We start from the raw sequence: 13,846 nt of genomic DNA, 5'->3' as shown, positions 1-13,846 counted from the left end.
CCTGTGCCAACGCCAGAACCAACTCCTGTGCCAACGCCAGAGCCAACGCCTGTGCCGACACCAGAACCGACGCCTGAACCGACGCCTGTGCCAACGCCAGAACCGACACCAGAGCCAACGCCTGAGCCGACACCAGAGCCAACGCCTGTGCCAACGCCTGATCCGACACCAGAGCCAACGCCTGAGCCGACGCCTGTGCCAACGCCAGAGCCAACGCCTGAACCGACACCAGAGCCAACGCCAGAGCCAACGCCAGAGCCAACGCCAGAGCCAACGCCAGAGCCAACGCCAGAGCCAAGTAGCGATTATACGGTTGTCTCTGATGCTATGAACTCTATAAATAATTACTCTGCTCTTGGCTTGGCAGCCGTTTTAGACCAAGCTATTGATGATCAATTAGATACAACAACATCAGAGAACCGACTGGCGAAGCAGTTTATCTCAGATATGGATGGTTTAGACCAAGCACAAGTCGCTGCTGCTACTGCACAGCTACAACCGCTATTTATGGGTGGTGCTAACCGCTTAATCACAGACACCAACTATGCGGCAAGCCGTGCTATTGAAGAACATAGCCAAACCACACCTGAGCATAAACTATGGGCAAAAGCTATCGGTAGTGATATGACTCACGATGCTAATGGTTATGTCACTGGTTATAATTCAGAAAACTATGGCGCCATCCTTGGTTTGGATACCTCGGTCAATCCTGATTTAAACCTTGGCCTAGCTGTCTCTTACATCGAAAGTGATGCTGATACCGATGGCCATGCCTTAAAGCATGAACTGAAAGCGAAAAACTGGCAAGTATTAGGCTATGCTAATTATGCTGCCAGTGAAGCCACTTCTGTTAACTTCCATGCTGGCGCTGGTCAGTCTAACGTTAAAGGTGAGCGTCATATCTCAGGTATTACCTCAGCGGTTGCTAAGTCTGATTATGATGTCGATACCTTGCAAGCAGGCTTAGGTGTGGCGCATAGAATTGGCAGCGCTGACCGCAATGTCTCTCCATTTGCGAGCGTGAATTATGCACGTGCCAAGAGTGACAGCTATCGTGAGACAGGTGCTGGGGTGTATAACTTAGCGGTTGACTCTAATAGTTATGACTCAGTACGCTGGACTGCTGGTGTTCGCTTTGATCAGGCGCTAACGCCGACCTTCTCTGTGACTGGTCAACTTGCTGGTGCGATTGAAAATGGCGATCGCTACTCAGATATTACCGCAAGCTTCGTTGAAGTGGGTTCTAATAAGTTTATGACTCAAGGTCAAAAGAGCAAAGAAGCCATCGGTATTGCTGGTATTGGTTTGGCGTTTAAGCCAACTGCTAATACCACTATCTCTGCCAATTATCGTGGCGAGTGGCGTGATAATTATGATGATCAGGGTGCGGCTATTGTGTTTGAAACTAAGTTTTAATACCAAATCTGAAGTTTGAGATATCGAGAAAAACGAGTACAAACACTACAAGTAGTAGGTTTAGCGATTTTGACAAAGACAGGTTGTTTTTCAGAGAAGGTATAACTGTGCCTTTAAGTACGACAACTTTAGTTAAAAGTGCTAGTTATAAAGAAAGCCTGAATCCCATATATGGGATTCAGGCTTTTTATTATTTAACAAATATATAGCTGCTAAATAGATGTTTTATCGTCATTTAGCAGACTGTTATAGCAACACAAGGTTACTCTTGCTGAATATATTTGAGCATTAGATATACTTAGCTATATTAAGATGACTTAGACCTTCTTTTGCATAAAGTAGAACAAGATAGTCAAAAACTTAAATAATTAGTGTTGTTATTCTAAAATAAATAGTATTATGCCAGAATAGCAACACTATTTTACAAGTTGTTATGTTTTTTAATAGTTACAACATCTGTTTTGTTCTAGCTCATCTCTATTTAGGTCTTATCGTATGAACCATGTATATCGTGTCGTTTTCAATCGCGCTTTAGGCGTTTATCAATGTGTGTCTGAGATTGCCAAATCTCGTGGTAAGTCTTCTGGCAAGTCAGCGACTTCTACTAAGAAACCTCATTTACACTTAACAACTCTATCTATTGCTATGCTCAGTGTTTTTGCTTCAACTATGGCAGTTGCAGCGACAACGCCTGATGATTTAATAATCAATCAAGGCGAAGTTATTAAGCTAGGTGACGGTGAGAGTTTAGACTCATTAAATGACTTGATTATTGATAATAATAGTCAGGTTATTCTTCTTGATAATACAGCCAGCGGTATTAGTGCCCAAAACAATGTCATCATTGGAGATACTAGCAATGGTAGTCTCTCAATGAGTCAAACTGAAGAAAACAGTCAATATCTTTCTCATGGGGTATACGTTGTAAGCGATACGATACTGGGGAATAAAAAATCAGGCATCGGCAATATAACCGTTTCTGGTCATAGATATCTTATTACTGATAACTTAATAGTTGGTAAACAAGGTGAAGGCAATATAGTTATTGAAAATACGCCCTACCATGGCGGTTTTACTCAAGCTCGGCATGCTACCTATATTGGCGGGTATGGTCCTGATAGTGCTGAAGCAAAAGGTGAGTTTACATTATCAGATAGCACTTATGTTACTCCCAAAATGATAGTTGGAAATACAGGCTCGGGCGTATTACATGTAAATGACGTTGGCGATTTAGTAACAGAATATCTTGGGCGTAACCCTGACTCAATTAAATCTGAAATCTATATTAACGGTGGTGGGATAGAGATACGGTCTGATGAGGAGTTTCTATTCGATAACTTCACTGATAAAAATATAATTAATATTGGTACTAAAGGCGCTTTTATCACCACTGAGATACCGCAATATAGTGATGCTGCTGCGAAGCCCATCTCGGTCGTAGTAGATCCTAATGCCGTTATTACTGGCAATGCTGGTAGCTTCGATCTTAATTTTACAGATGACTATGATATTGGTGGGTTTATCAAAACTGGTGTAGGAAGCCTAGAACTAACTACTGATAACAAACAATGGATAGGAGACTGGGGTTCAGTAGGAGGCGTTTTAAAGCTAAATGGTAACTACTCTGTACCAGAAGGTGAAAGCTTAGTTATTGGCCTACTCGATGTTAATGAAGACGGCCATGTGGATAATAATGAATATGGTCAAATACAAGTAGATGGCAATCTTGATATTACTAAAGGTAACCTTAAAGTCTTTGTGTACAGCTATTTAGAAGATGTCACCACAAACTCAGAATATAAAAACGTTGTTTCAGCAACCAAACTTACGGGTCAATTCCAAAAAGTAGAAGATAACAGTCCGTTGGTGACTTTCTACGCGGATTATAGTGACCCTAATAAAGTCCATCTGACATTAACAGAGCCAACACCTACACCAGAGCCAGCTCCCGAACCAGCTCCCGAACCGACGCCAGAGCCAACGCCTGTGCCGACACCAGAACCAACACCAGAGCCAACGCCTGTGCCAACTCCTGTGCCTGTGCCAACTCCTGTGCCTGAGCCAACGCCTGTGCCTGAGCCAACGCCTGTGCCTGAGCCAACGCCTGTACCAGTTCCAACTCCGACCCCTGAGCCTACTCCGGAACCTACACCTGAGCCAGAACCGACTCCTGTTCCTACACCAGAGCCTCAACCAACTCCGGAACCTGCTCCTACGCCAGAACCTGAGCCTGCACCAAGTAACGACGACATTACCTTTGTAAAAGCAACTCAGCTAATCAATAACTACCCTGCATTGAACTTGGCTGGCGTATTAGATGAGGCGATTGCTGATAGAGTTGCTGGTAACAATAACGCGTTAGCCAATGCATTAATTATAAATACTCAGAACTTTAGTCATGCTCAAGTGGGTAAAGCAGCAGAACAGCTACAACCGCTATTTATGGGTGGTGCTAACCGCTTAATCACAGACACCAACTATGCGGCAAGCCGTGCTATTGAAGAACATAGTCAAACCACACCTGAGCATAAACTATGGGCAAAAGCTATTGGTAGTGATATGACTCACGATGCTAATGGTTATGTCACTGGTTATAATTCAGAAAACTACGGCGCCATCCTTGGTTTGGATACCTCGGTCAATCCTGACTTAAACCTTGGCCTGGCTGTCTCTTACATCGAAAGTGATGCTGATACCGATGGCCATGCCTTAAAGCATGAACTGAAAGCGAAAAACTGGCAAGTATTAGGCTATGCTAATTATGCTGCCAGTGAAGCCACTTCTGTTAACTTCCATGCTGGCGCTGGTCAGTCTAACGTTAAAGGTGAGCGTCATATCTCAGGTATTACCTCAGCCGTTGCTAAGTCTGATTATGATGTCGATACCTTGCAAGCAGGCTTGGGTGTGGCGCATAGAATTGGCAGCGCTAGCCGTAATATCTCTCCATTTGCGAGCGTGAATTATGCACGTGCCAAGAGTGACAGCTATCGTGAGACAGGTGCTGGGGTATACAACCTAGCGGTTGATTCTAATAGTTATGATTCAGTACGCTGGACTGCTGGTGTTCGCTTTGATCAGGCACTAACGCCAACCTTCTCTGTGACTGGTCAACTTGCTGGTGCGATTGAAAATGGCGATCGCTACTCAGATATTACCGCAAGCTTCGTTGAAGTGGGTTCTAATAAGTTTATGACTCAAGGTCAAAAGAGCAAAGAAGCCATAGGTATTGCTGGTATTGGTTTGGCGTTTAAGCCAACTGCTAATACCACTATCTCTGCCAATTATCGTGGCGAGTGGCGTGATAATTATGATGATCAGGGTGCGGCTATTGTGTTTGAAACCAAGTTTTAAATATAGTCATAGCCATATAAATGAGCTACAGCGTTAACCTCATTAAGCCTACTATAGTAGTACTTGCACTCGGTTGCCTTGTACCTCAATTGCTCTGACTACGACTATAGCATTGCTTAATCGTTAACCAATAAAAAAGCTTGAATCTCCTGTTATTACTAATGGGGGATTCAAGCTTTTTTGATTACTTAATACTAACGCTTTAATATTACACTTTTGAAGCGGTGTAAATCTCTTCGATAGAGGCATTGATGGTGTCGCTGAACTCTTGATCAGTTTGACCTTTTGATAAGCCTTCAGTGAATGCACGTGAGAAGCTAGCAATCATGCCTGGGTTTTGTTTTAAGCGTTCACAGGCTTCAGCACGGCTGTAACCACCTGATAAAGCAACCACTTTTAATACTTTAGGATGCTCAACCAGTTCTTTAAAGAAGCCTTGTTCTTCAGGAAGTGTCAGCTTCAACATAACTTGTTGACCATCTTCTAGGCGATCTAGGTTGCGTAGAATTTCTTCTTTCATCAAGATTTCGCACTGTCTTTTTTCAGCACTTTCGATGTTGACTTCTGGCTCAACGATTGGCATAAAGCCTTCAGATAGAATTTGTTTTGCGATATCAAACTGCTGCTGAACCACTTTTTCGATACCACTTTGTGACGCTTCATGAATAACTGAGCGCATCTTAGTACCAAAAATAGGATAGTTTTTCGCTTTTTGTAGCAAGGCACTTAGGTTTGGAATTGGCTTCATCACTTGTACGCCATCTTCTTGTTCCGCTAAGCCTTTATCTACTTTTAAGAAAGGTACAATGTTTTTGTCTTCCCACAGATAATTGGCGGTTGGTTTGCCATTCACTTCACGATCCATGGTATCTTCAAACAAGATAGCACCAAGCACACGACCACTATCAAATGTATCACAAGTCATGATACGAGTACGCATCTCATGAACTTTAGCAAACATTTCATCATCGTTGGCATACTCACTTTCTTCAACGCCATACATGCGTAATGCTTTTGGCGTACTACCACCACTTTGATCTAAAGCTGCAATAAAGCCTGCGTCATTTTTGATGCGCTGTAACTGTTGTTGATAACTCATAGTATTTCCTATTCCAATTGATTAATGAATGAAGGGGTGGATGAAAAGTTAAATAAAATTAAAACAATCTTTTATTAAATTAAAAAGTAAGCTATTAAATTAAAAATCCATTAAGTTAAAAACAAGTTATTAAAGTTGAGTGGCTTGTCTTTTATCTTGTTTTATCTTAGGCCACTATTATACGCTACTATGCCAAAAAAATAATCCTGTGTTACCAAAGCTGTGCGTATTTTTCTAAAAAATCAGTATATAATATTATCAGCTAGACCCTGCTCTCAACATATTAAATTGTATTCTAGGGCGTGTGTCTCTTTGGTTTATGAAACTAGATACTTGGTCAATGAAAGTAGATGCCATTATTAAATGCGCTATGAAAAATGCTAAGCTAAACACAGCTTGCACAAAAAGTTGAGTTTGCAGTGTCACTTAGACTTACTTTTTGCGCCTTTTTATTAGGAATAAATATGAAAATTTCAAACCCACTCATGCTGGCTGCGACCCTTACTGTAACGGCACTGGTAACCGGTTGTCAAACCACGGCCACCACTAGCGTATCACACCCAGTAATCACCACCTATCCAATGAACAATGATATGTTGCAAGCTTATAACTGGCAATTGGTTGATGCCAAGCTTAGCAGTGGTGAAAAGGTCGAAGCACTCTTTATAGATGCTAACAAACCATTAACGCTAAACTTTATGCAAGCCGATGGTAATAACTTAGTCAGCTTTATGAATACTTGTAATAACATGTCTGCTGGCTACCGTATCGAAAACAACAACATCATACTCGACACTGTAATGAGCACTATGATGGCTTGCCCGGAGCCAGAGGCACAGTTTGATGCGGCTGCGATGAAAGCGGTTATGGGTCAATACACCCTCAGCCAAAGCAGCAACAAAGTGCCTATGCTAGTCATTACCAATGACAATCAAGTATCTCACTTCCAAGCAGTGCCAAAGGCGCAATAAGTCGTCTCAAGTCGTTTATCAGCGTATATATCCTCTATATATGCTGATATTTTCTAAAATTAAGCTGAACATTATTCAACATCCACAAGAAAATTATAAATCCTGATTTTTTAAGAGGTAAGCACACTTAACTCTTGTGATAACTTTGTTGTCACTTTCTGCTACAATTTATCTACGCCCGTCATCCAACTTCCTATCTAGCAAACCTTGATAGCTCAAGTCTTGCTTATACTTCATTGTTTTTATTCATTCTATTTTTTATTAATTGTTATTTAAGCAAAACAGCCTAGTTATTTATCCAGAGGATAACCTTGGCTACATACATGAATTAAATTCATCTTTTTTTTAATTTATATCGTTTTTATTCATGTTTTACTTTAGGTATGATTCATGGCATACAAGATTTAAAGCCTAGCTTCATTGTCGTCTGTCAGTTTTAAGTCAAGCCACCTTTAATATAAAAACTGACATATAAGCTCACATAAAAAAACGATGAAAAAAGGCAATTAAAGCTTAAACAAAAAATTAAAGCTGAGGATTATCATGAGCAAGCCATTTACCTATTCTATCTCAAAGATTCGTTTTGATGAAAACTACAAACCAGCAGACAGCACGCGTCTGACCACAAACTTTGCCAATCTAGCACGTGGTGACAGCCGTGAAGACAACTTGCGCAGAGCGTTGACCATGATAAACAACCGCTTTAATGCGCTGGCACATTGGGACAATCCACAAGCCGACCGCTATTCAGTGGAAGTGGACATCATCTCTGCTAACTTAGACGTTGAAGGCAATGGCAACACCTTCCCTGCCATCGAGATGTTGCAAACCACCATAGTTGATCACAAACACAACACCCACATTGACGGTATAATCGGAAACAGCTTTTCATCTTATGTACGTGATTATGACTTTAGCGTGGTGCTGTTAGAGCATTTTGAAAAAAATCCAAACACACCACCACCTGCCAGCTTTGGGGTACTGCATGGCAAATTGTTTCAACACTTACTAGGCTCAGAAGCTTACAAAACCAACTTTAACAAACAACCAGTGATCTGTCTAAGTGTGTCCACCAGCAAGACTTATCACCGTACCACCAACGTGCATCCTGTGCTCGGTGTCGAGTACAGACAAGATGAATATTCATTAACCGATGAATATTTCCACAAAATGGGCTTGACTGTGCGCTACTTTATGCCTGAAGGCAGTGTTGCCCCATTGGCGTTTTATTTCGCTGGCGACTTGCTCGCTGATTATAGTGACCTTGAGCTGATTAGCGCCATCAGTACGATGGAAACCTTCCAAAAAATCTATCGTCCTGAAATCTACAATGCCAACTCAGCAGCAGCGCAAGTATATCAGCCCAGCTTAAAGTATCAGGATTATTCACTCACTCAAGTGGTATATGATCGTGAAGAGCGCAGCCAGTTGGCAGTAAAGCAAGGCAAATTTACCGAAGCTGAGTTTATCAAACCGTATCAAGACAAACTAAATGAGTGGGCAGCGAACTTTAAGCCTATAACAGCAGCTGATAACGCCACAGCTGGTAAAAAGCAAGTTGCCTAAAACAAGCCGTAAAAAGCATCACGCTGTGATGGTTAGGCGTCTAAATACTAGGCGTCTAAATACTGGCTTTAATTAAGTCCATTAGTAGCTACACAGACAACAGACAACACAAATAAGAGAAGATCGTTAACATGAGCCTATTATTACCAACCTCAACGGCAGGTAGTCTGCCAAAACCTTCATGGCTTGCAGAACCACAAAAGCTGTGGTCACCCTGGAAGCTTGAAGGTGATGCGCTGATTGAAGCCAAACAAGATGCTTTGCGGGTGTCACTACAAGAGCAAGTGAATGCGGGCATTGATATCGTCAGTGATGGCGAGCAAACCCGCCAGCACTTTGTCACCACCTTTATTGAACACCTAGAAGGCGTTGACTTTGAAAAACGTGAAACGGTCAAAATCCGTGACCGCTATGAAGCCAGCGTACCTTCTGTGGTGGGCGATGTCAGTCGTCAAAAGCCTGTATTTGTTGATGATGCTGCTTTTTTGCGCTCACAAACCGATCAGCCGATTAAGTGGGCATTGCCAGGTCCAATGACCATGGTTGACACCTTATATGACGGTCATTATAAAAGCCGTGAAAAATTGGCATGGGAATTTGCCAAAATATTAAACCAAGAGGCCAAAGACTTACAGGCAGCTGGTGTCGATATCATTCAGTTTGATGAGCCCGCGTTTAACGTCTTCTTTGATGAGGTCAATGACTGGGGAATTGCAGCGTTAGAGCGTGCCATTGAAGGGTTAACCTGTGAGACAGCGGTGCATATTTGCTATGGTTATGGCATCAAAGCCAACACCGACTGGAAAAAAACCCTCGGGTCAGAGTGGCGTCAATATGAAGAAGTGTTTCCTAAGTTACAGCAATCACAAATTGACATTGTATCTCTTGAGTGCATTAACTCTCGAGTACCGATGGACTTAATCGAGCTAATTCGTGGCAAAAAGGTGATGGTCGGCGCTATTGATGTCGCTACCAATACCATTGAAACGCCAGAAGAAGTGGCTGATGTACTGCGTAAAGCGTTACAGTTTGTTGACGCAAAAAATCTGTACCCCTCAACCAACTGTGGCATGACACCGCTATCACGCCAAGTAGCACGTGGCAAGCTAAAAGCCTTGAGTGCCGGCAGTCAGCTTGTACGCCAAGAGCTCTCTGATTAGCGCTTACTACTGTGATGAACACTTACTACTGTATAGATACACATTCAATGTTAGGAGTTAACTGATGATAGACGCTACTAATTTTAGAGACGCTATGTCTTTGTTAACAGCGGCCGTTAATGTGATCACGACAGAAGGTGTCTCGGGTACACACGGATTTACAGCTTCTGCCGTTTGTAGTGTTACAGACACCCCACCAACCTTATTGGTATGCATGAATACGGCATCCCGCTCACATCGCTACTTTGTAGATAATAAAATTCTTAGCGTCAATGTATTAGGGGCAGAGCAAGAACATATTTCAAATGCCTTTGCCTCTAAGCTGTGTTCGGAAGAACGCTTTCAGCAAGGTACTTGGACAAAGCTTGTCACAGGCGCACCTATCTTACAAGAGGCACTAGTGAGCTTCGACTGTGAAATCGAGCAGATCCAAGAGGTGGGGACTCATAGCGTCTTTATGTGCCGAGTTGTTGCTATACAGTATGGTAATAAACAATGCGGACAGTCAGAAAGTCTGGTATATTTCAACCGTACCTATCACAAAGTAGGGCTTTCTGTCTGTCAAGAGCAAATCGCTTAAACTCGTGTTTACAGTCAGAACTGTTTGGCTGTCAACAGACCAAAGCAATCATTTATTTAATAAAGAAGTAAATATCCTGTGGAATTAATCATTTTTTTTATAATAGGTGCTCTAGCAGGATTTGCTGCAGGGCTATTTGGTGTCGGTGGTGGTACCATCATCGTGCCGCTTCTGTTTATTGTCTTTACCCAGATGGGTTATCCCACTGATAGCATCATGCACTTGGCATTAGGCACATCACTGGCGACCATTATTGTGACCTCCATTAGCTCATTAATGGCGCACAACAAAAAAGGCTCAGTGATGTGGCCCGTGTTTAAAAATCTAGCGCCAGGCATGGCACTGGGTTGCTTTTTTGGTGCAGGTGTCGCTGGCAAAATATCTGGTACACACTTACAGATTATTGTCGGAATTTTCTTGCTTTGGGTTGCCTATCGCATGTTTAGCAAAAGCAAAAAACCCAGCGCTCAGTCACAACAGTCCGCTACGGCCGCTAATGACTTATCTGCTAGTGACACAAATTCCAATATCAATATTAATAGTGCTGATGCCACTGCCGTCACTTTACCCTCAACACCCAATCAACTGGCAGCCGGTGGTGTGATTGGCATCGCATCCGCTATTTTTGGTATTGGTGGTGGTAGCTTAACCGTCCCTTACCTAACCCATTATGGTGTGGTCATGCAAAAGGCTGTTGGTACTTCTGCCGCTTGTGGACTACCTATTGCCATCGCTGGTGCTTTGGGCTTTATGATCTTTGGGATGCAGCAACAGCTTGATGTGCCCAATACAATTGGCTTTGTGCATCTATACGCCTTCTTAGGCATTGCTTCCATGAGCTTTATCACTGCTAAACTAGGGGCAAAAGTGGCTCACATCTTATCGCCACAACTGCTAAAACGCTGCTTTGCCATCTTACTGACAGTGGTGGGTTGCTACTTTTTATTCAAAGCTTATATGTCATAATAAATAGCCATCTATCTATTTATATCATCTGTTTATGCCATCTATTTATACACAGATAGATAGGCTCTAAATAACAATCTAAGCAAGACAGTCCAATCAACTGGTCTGCATAAAACAAACCTCTGCTAATAGGGTATTGGCAGAGGTTTTAGTTTATACTGATAACACTTAAACACATTTTTATACCAAATCTGAAAATTAAGATATCGAGGAAAACGAGTGCAAATGCTACAAGTAGTAGATTTAGCGAGTTTGACAAAGATAGGTTATTTTTCAGAAAAGGTATTACACCCTATAATTCGTATCAGTACAAGTCTTCGAGGGGAAACACGGTTACTATGAACAAACCACACGTACATGCTACTCATCCTGCTGTTATTAAGCGCTTAAAAATAGCAAACGGTCACCTAAGCAGTACCATAGAGATGTTGGTAGAAGGTCGAACCTGTCTGGATGTCGCACAACAACTACAAGCGGTAGAAAACGCCATACGCCAAGCTAAAAAAGTATTGATTCAAGATCACTTAGATCATTGTCTTGAAGACTTATTGGGTACGGTAGATCAAGACCAACAACACTCTATCAACGAGTTTAAAGAAATTACTCGTTACTTATAATAAATACATCAATAAGATAGAACCAGTAAGCGACAACCAATCGGCTAAAATGTAGAGGCTTTCGGATGTTAAGTATCTTTGCAAATCGAACTTATCGCCACTTGTTTGCTGCACAGGTCATTGCCTTAATTGGCACCGGCTTAGCGACCGTTGCCCTTGGGTTATTAGCTTTTGAGTTGGCAGGTAACAATGCTGGGGTGGTCATGGGTACCGCTTTGGCAATCAAAATGATCGCCTATGTCGGCATTGCCCCCATTGCAACCGCTTTCGCAGAGTGGGTTCCCAAACGTACCTTATTGGTTTTATTAGACCTTATCCGAGCAGGAGTTGCCTTACTACTGCCATTTGTGACTCAGATATGGGAAGTGTATGTCCTTATTTTTGTATTGCAAGCAGCCTCAGCCGCATTTACACCCACCTTTCAAGCCACCATTCCTGATGTATTGCCTGATGAAGATGACTATACCAAGGCTCTGTCATTATCACGCTTAGCATATGATATGGAAAGCTTAGTGAGTCCGATGTTGGCAGCAGCATTATTAACGGTAATGAATTTCCATAACTTATTTACCGGCACTGTCATCGGCTTTATTGCTTCGGCCTTATTGGTGGTATCTGTGACTCTACCCAGACAAGCGCCGTCCGAACCTCGTAGTATCTATGACAGCACTACTCGTGGTATCCGCATCTATTTGGCCACACCTAGACTGCGCGGATTGCTCACTGTCAACGTTGCTGTTTCTGCAGCCGCTTCTATGGTATTTGTCAATACAGTAGTCATTATTCAAGGCGGCATGGGCTTAACGCAAAGAGCAGTGGCGCTGGCGTTAGCAAGCTTTGGCGCTGGCTCTATGATAGCTGCCATGGCCTTACCCAACTTATTGGGTAAGCTGACGGATCGCTGGGTAATGTTAAGCGGCGTCTCTCTACTGGTGATAGGCATGTTTGCTGGTATGTTTATCCAAGGTGCGTACACGCTAATGGCGCTTTGGTTTGTGCTTGGTATTGGCTACTCTACCGCTCAGACGCCAGCTGGACGATTGCTGTGGCGCTCATCACATCAAGAAGATCGTACCGCACTGTTTGCCGCTCAGTTTGCCTTGTCGCATGTCAGTTGGCTGGTATTTTATCCACTGACTGGCTGGCTTGGAGCGCATTACAGTATGAGCCTAACATTTGCCGTGCTTGGCTGTGTCACAGCGTTAACTGTGGTGGTTGCGTGGCGAGTCTGGCCGCCTGTGGATCTAAAAGAGATTGAACACGTACACACCGACTTACCAGAAGATCACCCTCATGCAAGCGGCGTTCATACTGAAGATGGCATACGCCACTCTCACCCTTTTGTGGTTGATGACTATCACCCACGTTGGCCAAGCTCTGGACGTTGAGCATCTGTTAACTTTGAATTATTGTTGACTGTTTAAGCCACCTCTTATGTCATACCTTTTCTAAAAAATAACCTATCTTTGTCAAACTCGTTGAACCTACTATATGTAGCGTTTGCACTCGTTTTCCTCGATAGCTTAATTTTTAGATTTGGTATCACCTCTTGTGCTGTTCAAGCATAAAACTTGTTGAGGCACAAAAAACCCCTACGAAAGCGACATTAGCTTTAATAGGGGTTAATAACTGAGTCAAGAGTATGAGTCTTTATTACTCAGTATGATACTTTACCCCACTCTCAACATGAATAGTTGGGAATATTAATAATTGAGTTATTAGCTGTATCTTTAGCTTATTTATTGCAATATGTTAAAACGGAGGGCAAGTCCCCCTTTCTCAAAGGGGGATTTAGGGGGATTTTACGATACTTATTAAAATTAAAATCCATCCCCAGCCCTTCCTTTGAGAAAGCATAGGTATCTACATAAATTTACTAGCAGCATCAGCAAAGTACTTTAGCTTATCAGGGGGATAATGATTAACAAGCTCGGTAAAGTTAAGCCACTGGAACAACCCAGCCATTAGCGCAGGCGCAGTTATCGGTTTGTTGTGCTTCATTTGCCGACCTGACAGACGCACAAGAAACAAAGCAAACTCTTGAGACTGCTTATCCGATGCTTGCATAATACGCCACCCTAATGTACATGCCTGAGATGCAATCAACAAGCGCTTAAAAT

Annotated in this window: 10 protein-coding genes and 1 pseudogene; 9 read left to right on the top strand and 2 right to left on the bottom strand. The window is 42.6% G+C overall.

Features of this window, described 5'->3' with window-relative positions; all coding sequences use genetic code 11:
- Window positions 1-1,416 (top strand): autotransporter outer membrane beta-barrel domain-containing protein (locus H140_RS0112760; RefSeq protein WP_026349095.1); only part of this gene is annotated, 1,416 nt, incomplete at its 5' end.
- 495 nt (window positions 1,417-1,911) lie between these two features.
- Window positions 1,912-4,767 carry an autotransporter domain-containing protein gene (locus H140_RS16305; protein WP_019674045.1) on the top strand — a complete coding sequence of 952 codons (2,856 nt, stop codon included), beginning with the start codon at window positions 1,912-1,914 and terminating at the stop codon, window positions 4,765-4,767.
- Between the two features lie 208 nt (window positions 4,768-4,975).
- On the opposite strand, the gene H140_RS0112750 is transcribed toward H140_RS16305, so the two are convergent.
- Window positions 4,976-5,866, bottom strand: a complete 891-nt coding sequence (locus tag H140_RS0112750) for a fructose bisphosphate aldolase (protein ID WP_019674044.1) — start codon at window positions 5,864-5,866, stop codon at window positions 4,976-4,978.
- 464 nt (window positions 5,867-6,330) lie between these two features.
- On the opposite strand from H140_RS0112750, the gene H140_RS0112745 reads away from it, so the two are divergent.
- From H140_RS0112745 to H140_RS0112715, 7 genes are all read left to right on the top strand, one after another.
- Window positions 6,331-6,837 (top strand): META domain-containing protein, encoded by a 507-nt coding sequence (locus H140_RS0112745; protein ID WP_019674043.1) that lies wholly within the window; start codon window positions 6,331-6,333, stop codon window positions 6,835-6,837.
- 543 nt (window positions 6,838-7,380) lie between these two features.
- The gene (locus H140_RS0112740; protein WP_019674042.1) at window positions 7,381-8,403 is read left to right on the top strand and encodes a DUF1852 domain-containing protein; all 1,023 of its coding nucleotides are present in this window, start codon (window positions 7,381-7,383) and stop codon (window positions 8,401-8,403) included.
- Window positions 8,404-8,534: 131 nt separating this feature from the next.
- Entirely contained in the window at window positions 8,535-9,563 is a 1,029-nt protein-coding gene (locus H140_RS0112735; RefSeq protein WP_019674041.1) for a methionine synthase, read from the top strand.
- A 64-nt stretch (window positions 9,564-9,627) separates the two neighbouring features.
- Window positions 9,628-10,143, top strand: coding sequence for a flavin reductase (locus H140_RS0112730; RefSeq protein ID WP_019674040.1), 516 nt, complete (start codon window positions 9,628-9,630; stop codon window positions 10,141-10,143).
- A gap of 78 nt (window positions 10,144-10,221) precedes the next feature.
- A complete protein-coding gene (locus H140_RS0112725) occupies window positions 10,222-11,109 on the top strand; it encodes a sulfite exporter TauE/SafE family protein (protein ID WP_019674039.1) in 888 nt (295 codons plus the stop codon).
- 338 nt (window positions 11,110-11,447) lie between these two features.
- A complete protein-coding gene (locus H140_RS0112720) occupies window positions 11,448-11,726 on the top strand; it encodes a metal-sensing transcriptional repressor (protein WP_019674038.1) in 279 nt (92 codons plus the stop codon).
- Window positions 11,727-11,791: 65 nt separating this feature from the next.
- Window positions 11,792-13,114, top strand: coding sequence for an MFS transporter (locus H140_RS0112715; protein WP_019674037.1), 1,323 nt, complete (start codon window positions 11,792-11,794; stop codon window positions 13,112-13,114).
- 475 nt (window positions 13,115-13,589) lie between these two features.
- On the opposite strand, the pseudogene H140_RS14700 reads toward H140_RS0112715, so the two are convergent.
- Window positions 13,590-13,846, bottom strand: a pseudogene (locus H140_RS14700) (transposase); the annotation flags it as partial.

It is taken from the genome of Psychrobacter lutiphocae DSM 21542 (assembly GCF_000382145.1).
Lineage (GTDB): Bacteria > Pseudomonadota > Gammaproteobacteria > Pseudomonadales > Moraxellaceae > Psychrobacter > Psychrobacter lutiphocae.
This window is presented reverse-complemented; position numbering and strand designations above follow the sequence as displayed.

What these genes read in the sequence shown, in the direction of transcription:
- H140_RS16305 (WP_019674045.1), top strand. Translation starts at nt 1,912, where the DNA reads ATGAACCATGTATATCGTGTCGTTTTCAATCGCGCTTTAGGCGTTTAT.
- H140_RS0112750 (WP_019674044.1), bottom strand. Translation starts at nt 5,866, where the DNA reads ATGAGTTATCAACAACAGTTACAGCGCATCAAAAATGACGCAGGCTTT.
- H140_RS0112745 (WP_019674043.1), top strand. Translation starts at nt 6,331, where the DNA reads ATGAAAATTTCAAACCCACTCATGCTGGCTGCGACCCTTACTGTAACG.
- H140_RS0112740 (WP_019674042.1), top strand. Translation starts at nt 7,381, where the DNA reads ATGAGCAAGCCATTTACCTATTCTATCTCAAAGATTCGTTTTGATGAA.
- H140_RS0112735 (WP_019674041.1), top strand. Translation starts at nt 8,535, where the DNA reads ATGAGCCTATTATTACCAACCTCAACGGCAGGTAGTCTGCCAAAACCT.
- H140_RS0112730 (WP_019674040.1), top strand. Translation starts at nt 9,628, where the DNA reads ATGATAGACGCTACTAATTTTAGAGACGCTATGTCTTTGTTAACAGCG.
- H140_RS0112720 (WP_019674038.1), top strand. Translation starts at nt 11,448, where the DNA reads ATGAACAAACCACACGTACATGCTACTCATCCTGCTGTTATTAAGCGC.
- H140_RS0112715 (WP_019674037.1), top strand. Translation starts at nt 11,792, where the DNA reads ATGTTAAGTATCTTTGCAAATCGAACTTATCGCCACTTGTTTGCTGCA.